At 51.5% G+C, this 17,473-nt stretch carries 16 protein-coding genes; 11 read left to right on the top strand and 5 right to left on the bottom strand.

Features of this window, described 5'->3' with window-relative positions; translation table 11 throughout:
• The first annotated feature begins 145 nt into the window (after window positions 1-145).
• The 10 genes from glmS to cobO all read left to right on the top strand — a co-directional run bounded on the left by glmS (window position 146) and on the right by cobO (window position 11,393).
• Window positions 146-595, top strand: coding sequence for a methylaspartate mutase subunit S (gene glmS / locus FDX01_RS19415; protein WP_096757824.1), 450 nt, complete (start codon window positions 146-148; stop codon window positions 593-595).
• Window positions 595-1,983 (top strand): methylaspartate mutase accessory protein GlmL, encoded by a 1,389-nt coding sequence (glmL, locus tag FDX01_RS19410; protein WP_115259035.1) that lies wholly within the window; start codon window positions 595-597, stop codon window positions 1,981-1,983. The genes glmS and glmL overlap by 1 nt, the downstream gene beginning before the upstream one ends.
• Before the next feature lie 18 nt (window positions 1,984-2,001).
• Window positions 2,002-3,447: a methylaspartate mutase subunit E gene (locus FDX01_RS19405; protein ID WP_096757826.1), complete on the top strand. Its 1,446-nt coding sequence runs from the start codon at window positions 2,002-2,004 to the stop codon at window positions 3,445-3,447.
• Window positions 3,447-4,688 (top strand): methylaspartate ammonia-lyase, encoded by a 1,242-nt coding sequence (locus tag FDX01_RS19400; RefSeq protein ID WP_137400312.1) that lies wholly within the window; start codon window positions 3,447-3,449, stop codon window positions 4,686-4,688. Before FDX01_RS19405 ends, FDX01_RS19400 begins: the two co-directional genes overlap by 1 nt.
• Window positions 4,689-4,691: 3 nt before the next feature.
• Entirely contained in the window at window positions 4,692-6,062 is a 1,371-nt protein-coding gene (locus tag FDX01_RS19395; RefSeq protein ID WP_096757828.1) for an acyclic terpene utilization AtuA family protein, read from the top strand.
• Entirely contained in the window at window positions 6,059-6,376 is a 318-nt protein-coding gene (locus tag FDX01_RS19390; protein WP_115259037.1) for a DUF4387 domain-containing protein, read from the top strand. Before FDX01_RS19395 ends, FDX01_RS19390 begins: the two co-directional genes overlap by 4 nt.
• Window positions 6,377-6,544: 168 nt before the next feature.
• On the top strand, window positions 6,545-7,849 hold the full coding sequence (locus tag FDX01_RS19385; RefSeq protein WP_137362410.1) for a dicarboxylate/amino acid:cation symporter: 1,305 nt from the start codon (window positions 6,545-6,547) through the stop codon (window positions 7,847-7,849).
• Between the two features lie 154 nt (window positions 7,850-8,003).
• On the top strand, window positions 8,004-9,005 hold the full coding sequence (glsA, locus tag FDX01_RS19380; protein ID WP_137400311.1) for a glutaminase A: 1,002 nt from the start codon (window positions 8,004-8,006) through the stop codon (window positions 9,003-9,005).
• Between the two features lie 123 nt (window positions 9,006-9,128).
• Window positions 9,129-10,781 (top strand): class I fumarate hydratase, encoded by a 1,653-nt coding sequence (locus FDX01_RS19375; protein ID WP_137400310.1) that lies wholly within the window; start codon window positions 9,129-9,131, stop codon window positions 10,779-10,781.
• 9 nt (window positions 10,782-10,790) lie between these two features.
• Window positions 10,791-11,393, top strand: a complete 603-nt coding sequence (cobO, locus tag FDX01_RS19370) for a cob(I)yrinic acid a,c-diamide adenosyltransferase (RefSeq protein WP_137362413.1) — start codon at window positions 10,791-10,793, stop codon at window positions 11,391-11,393.
• Between the two features lie 42 nt (window positions 11,394-11,435).
• Here cobO and FDX01_RS19365 read toward each other — a convergent pair whose 3' ends face one another.
• The gene (locus FDX01_RS19365; RefSeq protein WP_117342257.1) at window positions 11,436-12,338 is read right to left on the bottom strand and encodes a LysR substrate-binding domain-containing protein; all 903 of its coding nucleotides are present in this window, start codon (window positions 12,336-12,338) and stop codon (window positions 11,436-11,438) included.
• A 405-nt stretch (window positions 12,339-12,743) separates the two neighbouring features.
• Here FDX01_RS19365 and cobA point away from each other — a divergent pair, with 405 nt between their 5' ends.
• The gene (cobA, locus tag FDX01_RS19360; protein WP_137400309.1) at window positions 12,744-13,532 is read left to right on the top strand and encodes a uroporphyrinogen-III C-methyltransferase; all 789 of its coding nucleotides are present in this window, start codon (window positions 12,744-12,746) and stop codon (window positions 13,530-13,532) included.
• On the opposite strand, the gene FDX01_RS19355 is transcribed toward cobA, so the two are convergent.
• The 4 genes from FDX01_RS19355 to sucB all read right to left on the bottom strand — a co-directional run.
• A complete protein-coding gene (locus tag FDX01_RS19355) occupies window positions 13,511-14,404 on the bottom strand; it encodes a PocR ligand-binding domain-containing protein (protein WP_137400308.1) in 894 nt (297 codons plus the stop codon). The genes cobA and FDX01_RS19355 overlap by 22 nt on opposite strands.
• A 226-nt stretch (window positions 14,405-14,630) precedes the next feature.
• Complete coding sequence (gene sucD, locus FDX01_RS19350) at window positions 14,631-15,500, bottom strand: succinate--CoA ligase subunit alpha (RefSeq protein WP_115259045.1); 870 nt, start codon at window positions 15,498-15,500, stop codon at window positions 14,631-14,633.
• Window positions 15,500-16,666 (bottom strand): ADP-forming succinate--CoA ligase subunit beta, encoded by a 1,167-nt coding sequence (sucC, locus tag FDX01_RS19345; RefSeq protein ID WP_096757838.1) that lies wholly within the window; start codon window positions 16,664-16,666, stop codon window positions 15,500-15,502. The genes sucD and sucC overlap by 1 nt, the downstream gene beginning before the upstream one ends.
• Before the next feature lie 91 nt (window positions 16,667-16,757).
• Window positions 16,758-17,473: dihydrolipoyllysine-residue succinyltransferase (sucB, locus tag FDX01_RS24030; protein ID WP_249361027.1), on the bottom strand; the 716-nt coding region annotated here is incomplete at its 5' end.

Genomic DNA, 17,473 nt, shown 5'->3' with positions numbered 1-17,473 from the left:
TCAGGATATTTTGAAAATAGATCAATTGCTTCCTTTTCAGCTTCCACAGAAACTCCGACTCTATTAAGAGGTTGTCACAATCCATGTTCTAAATATTAAAAAATAATTTTTACTTATTGACCATCAGCCCTACAGAGGATTCCCCATGAAGAAATCTACACTTGTTATTGGCGTTATCGGTGCTGACTGCCATGCAGTAGGCAATAAAGTTCTGGATCGCGTTTTTACCTCCCACGATTTTCACGTAATCAACCTCGGGGTGATGGTGAGTCAGGATGAATATATTGATGCCGCGATTGAAACAGGCGCGGATGCCATCGTGGTGTCATCTATCTATGGCCACGGTGATATCGACTGCCTCGGCTTGCGTGAGCGCTGCATCGAACGTGGCCTCGGCGATATTCTGCTCTATGTCGGCGGCAACCTGGTTGTGGGTAAACATGACTTTGCAGACGTCGAAGTGAAGTTTAAAGAAATGGGCTTTAACCGCGTCTTTGCACCAAGCCACGACCTGGAAGATGTTTGTGCGCTTATCACCAATGACATTCACCAACACAATGGCCTCGAGCAGCGTTGCCTGGAAGAGGCTATCTGATGCAAACAGTTTCTGTCGATATCGGCTCGACATGGACCAAGGCAGCCCTCTTCGCACATGAAGGTGAAGAATTAACGCTGGTAAACCATGTCCTGACCCCAACCACCACACATCATCTGGCAGACGGTTTTTTTGCCAGCCTGAATCAGGTGCTAAATGTTGCCGATGCTCGCCCGTTACTGAAAAGCGGTGAAGTGCAGTTGAAATACTCCTCGTCAGCCAAAGGTGGACTCGCCGTTGCAGCAATGGGGCTGGTGCCTTCCATTACGCTGGAATCGGCCAAAGTAACCGCCCATTCGGCTGGCGCAAAAATCGCGCAATATTATTCGTACAAACTTAACCGCCATGACATTCAGGAGCTGGAATCATCACCACCAGACATCCTGTTGTTTACCGGCGGCACGGATGGCGGTGAAGAAAGCTACGGTCTGGCTAATGCGCGTGCACTGGCCGAGTCAAAGCTTGATTGCGCCATTATCTACGCTGGTAACCGCGACATTCAGGACGATGTGCAAACTCTCCTGGGACATAAAGATCTGACTACGGTAGATAACATCCTGCCCGATCTCGACCACCCTAATCCGTTTGCTGCTCGTCAGGCCATTTGCGATGTGTTTTTGTCCCGTATCGTCAAAGGCAAAGGACTGGACGTTATTGTCGGTGAAACCGGCGAAGAGCCGATGCCCACGCCGTGGACGGTGTATGAACTGGTAAAAGCGATTAGCGACTACGACAGCGCATGGAAGGAATTCATGCTGATCGACATGGGCGGCGCCACCACGGATGTCTATTCAGCCAGCGCGAATACCCTCTCCCCTGACACCGTTCTGCACGGCGTCCCAGAACCCTTCGTCAAACGTACTGTTGAAGGCGATCTGGGGATGCGAGTTTCCGCCGTTGTCGTCGGAGAAAGCACGCAGGAAATGGTGAAAGTTATCTTTGCCCAACAGCCACAGCGCGAAGAGGCGTTTTACCGCTATCTGCGCCATCTGGTTGGGCAACCGGATTACCTGCCACTCAGCGAGGAAGAGAAATATTTCGACACCCTGCTGGCAGGTTTGTGCGTGGGCTATGCCACTGAGCGCCACGCGGGCACTAAAAAGCAGGTTTGCACCTGCGTAGGTAACGTGGATTTACAGATGGGTCGCGATCTCACCACCGTACGCAAAGTTGTCGGTTCAGGGGGATGGCTCTCGCGCGCCAGCCAGTTTGATATTCATAACTGGCTCAAATATCGGGAGTTGGACGACCAGGGTAAAAGAATTCTGTTACCGAATCAGTTTGAGTATTACCGCGATTCACATGGCCTGCTCCCTCTACTGGCAAACGTCGCCAGGCTGTACCCGCAAGCCGCTGCTCGCACCAGCATTCAGTGTTTAACCCTATAAAACTTAAGGCAGCTACGAATGGAACTTCGAAATAAAAAACTGACCCATGACGAATTTATGACCGAAAGGCTGCAGGTGTTACAAACCTGGGAAACCGGCAAAGACGTTGAGAACTTCGAAGATGGCGTGAAGTACCAACAAACAATTCCAGACCAGAAGCGCTTCTCCCTCGCGCTGTTGAAGGCCGATCAGGAAGGTAAAACCCTGAGCCAGCCGCGTGCAGGCGTTGCATTAATGGATGAGCACATTGCGCTGCTCAAAACATTGCAGCAAGAGTGCGACCTGCTGCCCAGCACCATCGATGCTTATACCCGTCTGAACCGTTATGAAGAAGCCGCCGTCGGGATCCAGAAATCTATCGAAGCGGGTACGTCCAAGCTGAATGGTTTACCGGTCGTCAACCACGGGGTTGCTGCCTGCCGCCGGATGACGGAATCCCTGGAGAAACCTATCCAGGTTCGCCACGGTACGCCAGATGCGCGCTTGCTGGCAGAAATTGCCATGGCCAGTGGTTTTACCAGCTACGAAGGTGGCGGTATCTCTTACAACATCCCTTACGCCAAGCGCGTCACCCTGGAAAAATCCATCCGTGACTGGCAGTACTGCGACCGTCTGATGGGACTGTACGAAGAAAACGGGATTCGCATTAACCGTGAACCCTTTGGTCCGCTGACCGGCACCCTGATCCCGCCATTCATGTCTCACTCCGTCGCGATCATCGAAGGTCTGCTGGCGCTGGAGCAAGGCGTGAAGTCCATTACCGTGGGCTACGGCCAGGTCGGTAGCCTGACGCAGGACATTGCTGCGATTCAAGCGCTGCGTGAACTGTCACACGAATACTTCCATAACTACGGCTTCGACGACTATGAGCTGAGCACCGTATTCCACCAGTGGATGGGCGGATTCCCGGAAGATGAAGCGAAAGCTTTCTCCGTCATCGCCTGGGGTGCGGCAGTGGCTGGCATGTCTGGCGCAACGAAAGTGATCACCAAGAGCCCCCATGAAGCATTTGGTATCCCGACTGCGGCAGCAAACGCCCAAGGCCTCAAAGCGTCACGTCAGATGCTGAACATGGTTAGCGACCAGAAATTCCCGCAGTGCGCAGCCGTGGAGCAGGAAGTAGAACTGATTAAGAGCGAAGTCCACGCAGTGCTGAAGAAAGTCTTCGAACTGGGTAATGGCGACATTGCACGCGGTACCGTGCTGGCCTTTGAAGCAGGCGTACTGGATGTGCCTTTCGCACCTGCAGCCTGTAATGCTGGCAAAATCCTGCCGGTTCGCGATAACTCAGGCGCAATCCGTATTCTTGAAGCCGGCTCCGTACCGTTGCCGAAAGATATTCTCGCCCTGCACCACGACTACGTCGCAGAGCGCGCCCACTTTGAAGGCCGCAAGCCTTCTTTCCAGATGGTCATTGATGACATCAACGCCGTATCCCACAGTAAATTAATAGGAAGACCATAATGAAAATTAAACAGGCCCTTTTCACAGCTGGCTACTCCTCATTTTATTTTGACGACCAGCAGGCCATTAAAGACGGCGCAGGTCACGATGGGTTCATCTATACCGGCACGCCGGTAACGCCTGGATTTACTTCTGTTCGCCAGGCGGGTGAATGCGTTTCGGTTCAGCTGATTCTGGAAAACGGCGCGGTAGCGGTCGGTGATTGTGCAGCCGTACAGTATTCCGGTGCGGGCGGTCGTGACCCGCTGTTCCTGGCAGAGAACTTCATTCCGTTCCTCAACGATCACATCAAACCGCTGCTGGAAGGTCGCGATGTCGATGCGTTCCTGCCAAACGCCCGTTTCTTCGACGAACTGAGCATTGACGGTCGTCTGCTGCATACCGCCGTTCGCTACGGCCTGTCTCAGGCGCTGCTGGATGCCGCTGCGCTGGCGACCGGTAGTCTGAAAGCAGAAGTCGTTTGTGACGAATGGCAGTTGCCATGTGTTCCGGAAGCGATACCTTTATTCGGCCAGAGCGGCGACGACCGTTATATCGCCGTAGACAAAATGATCCTCAAAGGTGTGGACGTTCTGCCGCACGCGCTGATCAACAACGTCGAGCAGAAGCTGGGCTTTAAAGGTGAAAAACTGCGTGAGTATGTGCGCTGGTTATCCAACCGCATCTTAACCCTGCGCACCAACGAAGCGTATCAGCCTACGCTGCACATTGATGTGTACGGCACCATCGGTCTGATTTTCGATATGGATCCGGTTCGTTGCGCCGAATACATCGCCAGCCTGGAAGTTGAAGCACAGGGCCTGCCGCTGTACATCGAAGGTCCGGTTGATGCCGGTAACAAACCGGATCAGATCCGCATGCTGACTGAGATCACCAACGAGCTGGCTCGTCTGGGCTCCGGCGTGAAAATCGTGGCCGATGAATGGTGTAACACCTATCAGGATATCGTCGACTTCACCGATGCGGGCAGTTGCCACATGGTGCAAATCAAGACCCCGGATCTGGGTGGTGTTCACAACATCGTTGATGCAGTGCTGTATTGCAACAAACACGGAATGGAAGCCTATCAGGGCGGCACCTGTAACGAAACCGAGATCAGTGCACGTACCTGCGTACACGTCGCGCTGGCCGCGCGTCCAATGCGCATGCTGATCAAACCGGGTATGGGTTTCGATGAAGGTCTCAACATCGTGTTTAACGAAATGAACCGCACCATCGCGCTGTTGCAGACTAAGGATTAAGAGATGGCACGCACATTTAAGATCTTATCGCCTACGGCTATCCTGGGTTATGGCTTCCCGGAAGAAAGTTTTCGTAAAGCCATGGAAGAGTCACCGGATCTTATTGCTGTTGACGCGGGTTCCTCCGATCCTGGCCCCCACTACCTCGGGGCAGGTAAACCGTTTACCGACAGGGCCGGCGTAAAACGCGATCTGCGCTATATGATCGTAGCAGGCGTTAAGAACAACATCCCGGTGGTCATCGGCACAGCCGGTGGTTCAGGTGCTGCTCCGCATCTGGAGTGGTGTCGCCAGATTATCCATGAGATTGCGCAGGAAGAAAAACTGTCCTTCTCTATGGCGCTGATCCCGTCTGATGTCGACAAAGAGGTCGTTCATCAGGCGCTGGATAACGGCAAAATCACCGCCCTGGATTTTGTCCCTGAACTGACTCACGAGGCGATTGAAGAGAGCACCTACATCGTCGCACAGATGGGCGTCGAGCCTTTCCAGCGTGCGCTGGAAGCCGGTGCGCAGGTGGTACTGGGCGGACGAGCCTACGATCCGGCCTGCTTCGCCGCACTGCCGATTATGCAGGGCTTTGATGAAGGTCTGGCGCTTCACTGCGGTAAGATCCTTGAGTGTGCTGCTATTGCCGCCACCCCGGGCTCCGGCTCAGATTGTGCGATGGGGATCATTGACGACAACGGCTTTACGCTGAAAGCGTTCAATCCAAAGCGTAAGTTCACTGAAACGTCCGCCGCAGCGCACACTCTGTATGAGAAGTCCGATCCGTACTTCCTGCCGGGACCGGGCGGCGTGCTGAACCTGAAGGCGTGTACCTTCACGCAGGTAAACGACGGCGAAGTGTATGTCAGCGGCTCACGTCATGAAGAGACGCCGTATGCGCTGAAACTGGAAGGTGCACGTCAGGTTGGCTTCCGCTGCCTGACCATCGCCGGGACACGCGACCCGATTATGATTGCCGGAATTGACACCATTCTTGAAGAGGTACAGGCAAGCGTAGCACGTAACCTTTCACTGAATGATGACAGTATCCGCATGACGTTCCACCTGTACGGGAAGAACGGTGTGATGGGCAATCATGAGCCGATTAAAACCGCCGGTCACGAACTGGGGATTTTACTGGACGTGGTCGCACCGACGCAGGATATCGCCAACAGCGTCTGCTCGCTGGTGCGCTCTACCCTGCTGCACTACGGCTATGAAAATCGCATTGCGACTGCGGGCAACCTCGCTTTCCCGTTCTCGCCATCTGATATTCAGAGTGGTCCGGTGTATGAGTTCTCAATCTATCACCTGATTGAAGCAAGCGATGCACTGCGTTTTGATTTCCACATTGAACAGGTCACGCCAGAAGGAGTTCAGGCATGAAACACTCAATTTGTTCACTGGCGCAGGTCATCCGTTCCAAAAATGCCGGACCGTACGAACTGGTTTTAGATATTTTATTTAAAACCAAGGAAGACTATCAACGAGTAAAAGCGTCCGAGCAATTAACACCGCAACTGATTGCTGGATTATATAATGTCGAGCCTGACTTTATTCATAACATTGTCTGGTTTGACCCGGCAAATGCGGTAAAGATCGTCATGCCTCGCGATATTATTTCCGGCAACGTCGGTGACAATGATGTTTATGGCGCGCAGCAACATGCTCCATTATTAAGTATTGAGTTCGATTTGTAATAAAAAACAAAATAACAACCATTGGAGCACAGAATTCAGCAGTATCACAGTGCTTCGAAGTATTCATGCGGTTGGTCACAACAGGCGTGCGCCTGAGCTACTGTTCCAGCTCAGGTGCCCGCCACCCTACACAATTTTCATTACCAGCCTTTATCCGATGGAGTACACATGAAGAAAATTAGTTTAACGAAGATGATCATATTAGGCCTGATACTCGGCATGATTGCCGGGGTGGCCATAAATAATATGGCCGCGGCTGAAACAGCAAAATCTTATGCAGCGGATATTTCTATTTTCACCACTATATTCTTACGTATGGTGAAAATGATTATCGCGCCATTGGTTATCTCCACACTGGTTGTTGGTATTGCCAAAATGGGCGATGCCAAAACGCTGGGACGTATATTTTCTAAAACCTTTTTCCTGTTTATTTGCGCCTCTCTGGTGTCAATTGCGCTGGGTCTGGTTATCGTTAACATCTTCCAGCCAGGTGCGGGCATCAACTTTGTTCCGCATGACGTCGGTGCTGTCGCAGCCGTTAAGTCAGAGCCGTTCACGCTGAAAGTATTTATCTCGCACGCGGTACCGACCAGTATCGTTGACGCGATGGCACGTAACGAAATCCTGCAGATCGTGGTGTTCTCAATTTTCCTCGGTTGCAGCCTGGCCGCCATTGGCGAAAAAGCCGATCCTATCGTGAAGGTACTGGACTCGCTGGTACACGTGATGCTGAAGCTGACTGGCTACGTCATGCTGTTCGCACCGCTGACCGTTTTTGCTGCGATTTCCGGTCTGATTGCCGAACGTGGTCTGGGTGTGATGGTGAGCGCCGGGATCTTCATGGGTGAGTTCTACCTGACGCTGGGTATGCTGTGGGCCATCCTGATTGGTCTGTCAACGCTGCTGATTGGTCCTTGCATCAGCCGTCTGACCAAATCCATTCTCGAACCGGCTCTGCTGGCCTTTACCACCTCCAGTTCTGAAGCGGCCTTCCCAGGCACGCTGGATAAACTGGAGAAGTTTGGCGTCTCTTCCAAAATTGCCAGCTTCGTACTGCCTATCGGTTACTCGTTTAACCTGGTCGGCTCCATGGCCTACTGCTCCTTTGCCACCGTCTTTATTGCCCAGGCGTGCAACATCGAACTGAGCATGGGTGAGCAAATCACCATGCTGTTGATCCTGATGCTGACCTCTAAAGGGATGGCGGGTGTACCGCGTGCGTCCATGGTAGTTATCGCCGCTACGCTGAACCAATTCAACATTCCGGAAGCCGGTCTGATCCTGCTGATGGGCGTCGATCCGTTCCTCGATATGGGTCGTTCTGCCACTAACGTAATGAGTAATGCCATGGGTGCTGCCATCGTGGGTCGTTGGGAAGGTGAACACTACGGCCAGGGTTGTCGCGGAACTGCACCAGTGAAAACCCCGGAACAGGATCGTCCGGTTACTGAAACGGAAGTTGCTTTGTCTTAATCATTTGATAACTGCGATCTGTAGACCGGGTAAGGCGTTTACGCCGCTATCCGACAAGAGAGCCACACCTGATGGCGACGCGAAGCGTCTTACCAGGTCGATAAGGTTTTTCCGGTCTACGGATCTTTTTTCACAACACCACCAGGAAAACACAATGAATAAAACACTTCTCGGCGTAAGTCTCTTTTCTTTCAGCGTCTTGTTTAGCGCAACCACGTTCGCGCAAACCACGCCGGATTACGCCAAATTGATCGAACAGGCACACCAGAAATTTAAAAGTAACAATGACGGAAAAGTCGCCGACTATATCCCTGCTCTGGCGACCTATAGCCCGAAAAATTTTGCCATCACCATTGCCACCGTTGACGGCAAAATCTACCAGGTTGGCGATGTCAACAAACCCTTCCCGATGGAATCCCTGAGCAAAGTTTTCACCATGGCATTGGCTATGGAGCAGCATGGCCCACAGGTGGTTCTGGATAAACTCGGCGCCAATGCCACCGGCATGCCATTCAACTCAGGCTTAGCCGTTGAACTGACCAAAGGCGCACCGGAAAACCCGCTGGTTAACGCCGGCGCAATGAGCACCGTTAGCCTGATTGAAGCCAAAGACAAAACCGATCGCTGGAACAAAATCCTCGATAACCTGAACGTCTGGGCAGATGCCAAACTGACCGTGAACGAACCGGTGTTCAAATCTGAAATGGATACCAACCAGCACAACCAGGCGCTGGCGAAGCTGATGGAATCCTACAACAGCTTCTATGGCAACACCGACGAAGCCGTTGAAATTTATACCCGTCAATGCTCAGTCGATATCACCGTTGAGCAACTGGCCAAAATGGGTGCTGTCCTCGCCAACAAAGGAAAGTCTCCGTTTAACGGCAAGCAGCTGTTGAACGAAAAATATGTGCCGCAAGTATTGGCTGAAATGGCGATTGCCGGGTTGTACGACGGCAGTGGCAAGTGGCTGTATACCGTCGGCCTGCCGGCGAAAAGCGGCGTTGGCGGCGGAATGGTTGCTGTCGTCCCGGGTGAATATGCGATAGCTGTTTATTCTCCGCCGCTGGATGAAGCCGGTAACAGCGTTCGTGCCCAGAAAACTATCGAATATGTCGCCGAAGCGACAAAAGCCAACATCTTTTTAGCGAAATAAGCCCGTGCCGGATAGCGCTAACGCGTATCCGGCCTCCTCGCTAAAACTTCTCCGGCCAGCAAAGTTTACTTTTTTGTTGGCCGGAACCGACGTTACCTAAAAACCTAAAGGTGAGAAGTAAAAATGTCTAAACCATTTGTCTGGCAGGAACTCTTTGTTCAGAGTAAAGATAATACAGAATATGAATTACTCACTAACCAATACGTTACGGTAACTGAGTTAGACGGAGAGGAAGTGATCAAGGTGGCGCCTGAGGCGTTAACCTTGATGGCACAGCAGGCATTTTATGAAGCGTCCTTTTTCCTGCGCGCCGGACATTTGAAGCAGGTAGCCAGCATTTTGCACGACCCGCAGGCCAGCAGTAACGATAAATATGTCGCACTCCAACTGCTGCGCAATGCGGAAGTTTCCGCCAAAGGCGTACTGCCCAACTGCCAGGATACCGGCACCGCAACGATTGTTGCCAGCAAAGGACAGCAGGTCTGGACCGGCGGCGATGACGCGGAAGCATTAAGCAAAGGCGTGTATACCACCTTCACGGAAAATAACCTGCGCTATTCGCAAAATGCCCCGTTGGATATGTACACCGAGGTCAACACCCAAACGAACCTGCCTGCGCAAATCGACATCAGTGCAACTCCGGGTAACGAATACCGCTTCCTGTTCGTCAATAAAGGCGGCGGCTCGGCCAACAAAGCGGCGCTGTATCAAGAAACCAAGTCCATTCTGCAGCCAGAAAAACTCACCGCCTTCCTGATCGAGAAAATGAAATCACTGGGCACCGCTGCCTGTCCGCCGTATCACATTGCGTTCGTCGTGGGCGGGCTCTCTGCCGATCAATCGCTGAAAGTGGCGAAGCTGGCTTCAACAAAATATTACGATAACCTGCCAACCAGCGGCAACGAACTGGGTCAGGCGTTCCGCGATACCGCACTGGAGACGGCGTTGCTCAATGCCAGCCGCGAGTTTGGTATTGGCGCACAGTTTGGCGGTAAATACTTCGCGCACGACATTCGCGTCATTCGCCTGCCACGCCACGGTGGCTCCTGCCCTATCGCTATGGCCCTCTCCTGCTCTGCAGACCGCAATATTAAAGCCAAAATTAATAAGCACGGTATCTGGCTGGAGAAACTTGAACATAATCCGGGAAAATTTATTCCCGATTCTCAGCGCGTAGAAAACAGCGGTCAGACCGTACAACTGAATCTGGATCGTCCGCTGCGCGAGATCATGCAGGATCTGTCCGCACTGCCGATTGGCACCCGACTGTCACTCAGCGGCCCAATTGTCGTTGCCCGCGATATCGCCCATGCCAAGATCAAAGAACGTCTGGATAACGGCGAACCGATGCCGGAATACATGAAAAATCACATTGTGTATTACGCCGGTCCCGCCAAAACGCCTAACAATCTGGCCTGCGGTTCAATGGGCCCCACTACCGGCGGGCGCATGGACGGTTATGTCGATGCTTTCCAGGCAGCAGGCGGCAGTTTGATCATGTTGTCAAAAGGCAATCGCAGCAAGCAGGTGACCGATGCTTGTCAGAAGCATGGTGGATTTAACCTTGGCAGCATCGGCGGCGCAGCGGCCCTGCTGGCCCAGCAGTATGTGAAGAGCCTGCATTGTCTTGAATATCCTGAACTGGGTATGGAAGCGGTGTGGATGATGGAAGTGAAAAATATGCCCGCCTTTGTATTAGTGGATGACAAAGGCAACAACTTCTTTAGTCAGTTTGAGCAGCAGCATCGCTGCACAACCTGCCCTGCAGGACATTAAGGAGCAACAATGGAAGTGCGAGCCAATGACGACAGGCACCGCCAGCGTCAGCAGAAACTGAAAGATCAGGTTGATACCCGCGTGGCGGCGGCAACGGAAAAGAAAGGGATTTTGATTGTCTTCACCGGCAACGGTAAAGGAAAATCCACTGCCGCCTTTGGTACCGCGACGCGCGCGGTCGGCCATGGAAAAACCGTTGGCGTCGCGCAGTTTATTAAAGGCCAGTGGGATAATGGCGAATACAACACGTTACAACCGCTCGGCGTTGAATTCCATATTATGGGCACCGGCTTCACCTGGGAAACCCAGAACAAGGAAGCGGACATTGCGGCAGCAACGGTGGTCTGGCAGGAAAGTAAGCGCATGCTCGCCGATGCGCACTACGATCTGGTCGTACTGGATGAACTGACGTATATGTTGGCGTATCACTATCTGGATACTCAGGAAGTGATCGCTGCCATCGAGAATCGTCCAGCCGAACAGAGCGTAATTGTCACGGGCCGCGGATGCCACACGCTTTTACTGGAACTTGCCGATACGGTCAGTGAGATGCGTCCGGTCAAGCACGCGTTTGATAGCGGTATTCAGGCACAAGTTGGGATTGACTGGTAGGAAAAACACGCTGGCCTACAATATTGTAGGCCGGCGTTGTCATCACGTCACTGACACCACAGATTTACCGAGTAACCAGTTACGGAAAGTCTGTAAATGCGGAGATTCCGCCTTCTCTTCACGCCACGTCATAATGAACCGGTTGCCGGTACGCATCGGGACATCGCAGGGAATCACCATATCACCGCAGTCCAGATCGTGCTGAATAGCAAATCGGGGTAACAACGCGACGCCCAAATTCGAGCGTACCGCCGCGATCAGCATCGAGAGCAAATCAAAGCGCGGACCTTTATTGACTAACGGACTGCTGACATCAGACAACGCAAACCATTCCTGCCAGCCTTTGATACGCGTACTTTGGTGCAACAGAGGAAACTCATTCAGCAGATCGGTTACCGCCAGCTTGCGATCGGCTTCGTTCAGCAAACATCTGCTGCATACAGGTAAAATTTCCTCTTCGAAAAGGTACTCCACCCCAGACCATGGCGAGTAAAAATCTTCCCGCATGATTGCCGCGTCGTATTCACGATTGAGAAAATCGCCGATATTCGCCAAAGAGTGAATATTAACGATAATATCAGGGTTAAGTTTATTGAACTCACGTAAGTTAGGAATCAGCCAGTGCGTACTAAACGTAGGATTAACCGCCAACTCAATAACCTGCACGGTCGGTTGCCAGGTCATTATGGTGGTGGTGTCACGTTCCAGTTTGTTAAGCGTTTCCTTGACGATAGTTAAATAATGCTTCCCTGCCGCATTTAAGAAAATTCGCTTTTTGGCATGATTAAATAGCGCTGTATTTAGAAAGTCCTCCAGCGCATTCACCTGGCGAAAAACAGCACTTTGTGTCAACGCAAGCTCTTCTGCTGCCCGGGTATAACTTTCGTGACGCGCAACCACTTCAAAAGTTACCAGCAACTCCGTCTTCGGTATTTTTCCTCTCATAACCTCTTCCATATGCAGCGTACAAAATAAGTTTAATTTATAAAATAAATTTCATTACACCCAGACAAGCATCGAAAGTTATATTTTATTTTGTCCATTGATGTCATTGATCCAATCCATGATTTACTCACACTGAGGCGGATAAATATTAACCAATAATACGCAAGCCGGGCAATAAACACAATTTAAATAAGGTTAAACATGGACAAATAGTGCTTATAAGTTCTTAATAATTTTTCAAATGATCTTGTTTATTGCAGAAAAAACTATGCGAGTTTAATCAATATTATTGCTGCGATATTTTAGGATAATTTAGTGTTATAACCACCCGGCAAACGACTGCTTTTAATCATTCCTTGATGTAGTTTCTGCCATTCTAATGTTAGACGTGATAAAGGACACAATGTGAAAACTTTCGGAAAGGTCTGGCTCGTTGGCGCCGGTCCCGGTGATATATCGTTACTCACCCTCAAAGCAATGATGTGCATTAAGCAGGCCGATGTCATTATTTACGACAGGCTGGTCAATCCTAAAATTTTGGAATGGGCGGCACCTGATTGCCAGCTCATCAATGTCGGCAAAAATCCGGGCTTTCATTGTGTGCCACAGGATGAAATCAACGCGTTGCTGGTCCAGTATGCTGAAACCCATCACCACATCGTGCGCTTAAAAGGCGGCGATCCTTACGTGTTTGGCCGGGGGGCTGAAGAAGTTGAGGATCTCGTGGAAATCGGCATACCTTTTGAAGTCGTACCCGGCATCAGTTCCACTATTGGCGGCCTGACCTGCGCCGGTATTCCAGTCACGCATCGCGATTATGCTTCAGGATTTCACGTGGTCACCGGTCATACGCGTGAAGGAAATCAGCAGCAGGACTGGCGTCAGCTGGCCAAACTCAACGGTACGCTGGTTATCGTGATGGGGATCGCCAATCTGGCGTTTATTTGTGAAGAGTTGCTCATGGGGGGAAAATCTGCCGACACCCCCGCCGCTATTATCATGTCCGCTACGCGGGAGAATCAGCGCCGACTGACTTGTACATTGGGGTCATTACTGAACAAAGCGCAGGAAGCGAACATCGTGCCACCCGCGCTGATCGTTATCGGTGAGGTTGTGACCCTAAGCGACAGACTGTCTTTTATTCCTGAAGCCCTCACGCTACCGGAAAGCTTCTACTGCGAAAGTCTCGCGTGACGAAAAGACTGGGGTGACGTTTGATGCGCCGCCCGGAAAACACGGCAAAAGTAACTGGTTTGCGCGTACTGAAGTTTCCGGGCAATGCTGTCTATTGAATGCACAGGATCATGCAATAATTCGCCCGCTTTTTGCATTTTCTTCTGATTCACCCATGTTTTAAAATTCACTCCCTGACGTTTCTTAAAGAAGCGGCTAAAATAGTTAGCGCTCAAACAAACATGTGCTGCCACGGATTCAAGAGATAGCTCACTATATAAATTCTCATCAATATAACGTAGCGCTTCCATGAGTTTCTTTTCATGCCGGGAAAGCTCAGTAAAATAAATCTGCGGGGCGCTTACTTTAGGGGTATTAACCATTTCATCTACCGTATTCTTTCGTTCATAATTATTAACAATAAAGTTCAGTAAGTTTGCCGACGCGGTCAATATATTATTATCTACAACAATCACGCGATCCCATGCAGCCTTTATTTCAGGGTCGTTCATCCATTGTGATTGCTCATCTATAACTATCGTTTTATATTCCTGATATTTGGCTCGTACTTGGCCACAGATAATAAAACCGCAAAGATTCCCTTCATTAATGAGTGGCATTGAGAAGAGGCTTAATCCTGCATAACAGCAGAGTATTCTTGGTTTTAGCTGTTTTAACCCTTCAAAAGCGCAATACTTATCACACTTTTGACAACTCGCTCGGTACTGTTCATTGGTACGCATGAGTGTACAGAATGCGTTAAAATTATGGCAATCCGATATCACCTTGCCTGTAACATCAATCACTACCGTCGCTAATCCTGTCGCTCTGGCAAAAACATCGGCGATGGAGAAAAAACACTGTAAGTCGTCATCCTTAATTTTCAGCGGCACGCCATCCTCCGGCAATGTTGATATTAAAGCCGGTAATATGCAGAATTTAGTCTAAAGAAAGAATGATGCTGACCGCAAAAAATAATCTCATTTGTGAAGATGATTGTGATCAAATTTCAAGATAGTGGATTGCAGAAAATAAAAAAGGCCATCATCAGATGGCCAACCATGTCGAAACGGGAACAGCCCTTGACCATATTGATAGTCAGGGCTGTTTTTTTACTTATTACTTAATCACGGTCTTCAGCGCTTCGCCGATATCGGCCAGGCTGCGTACGGTTTTCACACCAGCGGCTTCCAGTGCAGCGAACTTCTCATCCGCTGTCCCTTTACCACCAGAGATAATCGCGCCCGCATGGCCCATACGTTTGCCTTTCGGCGCGGTCACGCCAGCGATGTAGCCGACAACCGGTTTGGTCACATGATCTTTAATGTAGGCTGCGGCTTCCTCTTCCGCGCTGCCGCCGATCTCACCGATCATGACAATCGCTTCGGTTTGCGGATCTTCCTGGAACAGCTTCAGAATGTCGATAAAGTTAGAACCAGGGATTGGATCCCCACCGATGCCCACACAGGTGGACTGGCCGAAACCGTAGTCAGTGGTCTGCTTAACCGCTTCATAGGTCAGCGTACCGGAACGGGAAACGATGCCCACTTTGCCCGGTTTGTGAATGTGACCCGGCATGATACCGATTTTGCATTCGCCCGGGGTGATAACGCCTGGGCAGTTCGGGCCAATCATACGCACGCCTGCTTCATCCAGCGCCACTTTCACGGTCAGCATATCCAGCGTCGGAATACCTTCGGTGATGGTGATGATCAGTTTGATGCCCGCGTTGACAGCTTCCAGAATGGAGTCTTTGCAGAACGGTGCCGGTACGTAGATAACTGACGCAGTCGCGCCGGTCGCTTCTACCGCTTCACGTACGGTGTTGAACACCGGCAGACCCAGATGGGTGGTGCCGCCTTTGCCCGGCGTAACGCCGCCGACCATTTGTGTACCGTAAGCAATCGCTTGTTCTGAGTGGAATGTCCCCTGGCTGCCGGTGAAGCCCTGGCAGATTACCTTGGTATCTTTATTAATTAAAACGGACATTATTTCCCCTCCACTGCGGCAACAACCTGCTGAGCTGCATCCGTCAGACTTTTCGCTGCAATAATATTCAGGCCGCTGTCAGCCAATTTTTTCGCGCCGAGTTCGGCATTGTTGCCTTCCAGACGGACAACAACAGGTACGTTAACGCCCACTTCCGCTACCGCGCCGATGATACCGTCAGCGATCAGGTCGCAACGTACGATACCGCCGAAGATGTTAACCAGAACGGCTTTAACATTGTCGTCAGAAAGGATGATTTTGAACGCTTCGGTCACGCGCTCTTTGGTCGCGCCGCCGCCAACGTCGAGGAAGTTAGCCGGTTCGCCGCCGTGCAGCTTAACGATGTCCATGGTGCCCATCGCCAGGCCCGCGCCGTTAACCATGCAACCGATGTTGCCATCCAGCGCAACGTAGTTCAGCTCCCACTGTGCTGCCTGCGCTTCACGCGGATCTTCCTGAGACTGGTCGCGCATTTCGCGCAGGTCAGCCTGGCGGAACAGTGCGTTGCCGTCAGCACCCAGTTTGCCGTCGAGGCAAATCAGGTCGCCTTGCTTGGTGACAACCAACGGGTTGATTTCGATCAGCGCCAGGTCACGCTCAAGGAAGATGGTCGCCAGACCCATAAAGATTTTGGTGAACTGCTGAACCTGTTTACCTTCCAGACCCAGTTTGAATGCCAGCTCACGTCCCTGATACGGCATTGGGCCCGCCAGCGGATCCAGTGCGACTTTGTGGATCAGGTGCGGGGTTTCTTCCGCGACTTTTTCGATTTCCACGCCGCCTTCGGTAGAGGCCATAAAGACCACGCGACGGGAGCTACGGTCAACCACAGCGCCGAGGTAAAGTTCTTTACCAATATCGGTCGCAGCTTCAACCAGAATCTGATTTACCGGTTGGCCATTGGCGTCCGTCTGGTAAGTGACCAGACGTTTACCCAGCCAGTGTTCAGCAAAAGCGCGAATGTCTTCTTTGCTGTTAACGACCTTCACACCGCCCGCTTTACCGCGGCCACCAGCGTGAACCTGACATTTTACTACCCATGGACCTGCGCCGATTTTAGAGGCAGCTTCTTCGGCTTCACGCGGAGTAGTACAGGCATAACCCACCGGTGCCGGTAAGCCATAGCGGGCAAAAAGTTGTTTTGCCTGATATTCATGTAAGTTCATGTGTTCTGTCCATCCTTCAGGTAATCGTTATCTTATAACCCGTAGGCCTGATAAGACCGCAGACCTACGGGGCAGGTGATACTCTTTATAGTTACACGTCTAACAGCAGACGCGTTGGATCTTCCAGCAACTCTTTAATGGTCACCAGGAAGCCCACTGACTCACGACCATCGATCAGGCGGTGGTCATAAGACAGCGCCAGATACATCATCGGCAGGATTTCAACCTTGCCGTCTACCGCCATCGGCCTGTCTTTGATGGCATGCATACCCAGGATGGCGCTCTGCGGCGGGTTGATGATCGGCGTAGACATCAAGGAACCGAACACACCACCGTTAGTGATAGTGAAGTTCCCGCCCGTCAGATCCTCGACCGTCAACTTGCCGTCGCGACCTTTCACTGCCAGTTCTTTGATATTTTTCTCGATGTCAGCCATACCCAGCAGGTCAACATTACGCAGAACCGGAGTCACCAGGCCGCGCGGCGTAGAGACCGCCATGCTGACATCAAAGTAGTTGTGATACACCACGTCATCGCCATCGATAGAGGCGTTGACTTCCGGGAAGCGTTTCAGCGCTTCAACCACGGCTTTCACGTAGAACGACATAAAGCCCAGACGGATACCGTGACGTTTTTCAAACGCATCACCGTACTGCTTACGCAGATCCATGATTGGCTTCATGTTGACTTCGTTGAAGGTCGTCAGCATCGCGGTGGAGTTTTTCGCTTCCAGCAGACGCTCGGCCACGCGTTTACGCAGACGGGTCATCGGAACACGTTTCTCACCACGCGCACCCAGTGCAGGTT

This window comes from Citrobacter sp. wls613, assembly GCF_005281195.1.
GTDB classification, from domain to species: Bacteria; Pseudomonadota; Gammaproteobacteria; order Enterobacterales; family Enterobacteriaceae; genus Citrobacter; species Citrobacter gillenii.
Note: the sequence above shows the minus strand (reverse complement) of the source record. Positions and strands in the feature narration are given on the sequence as shown.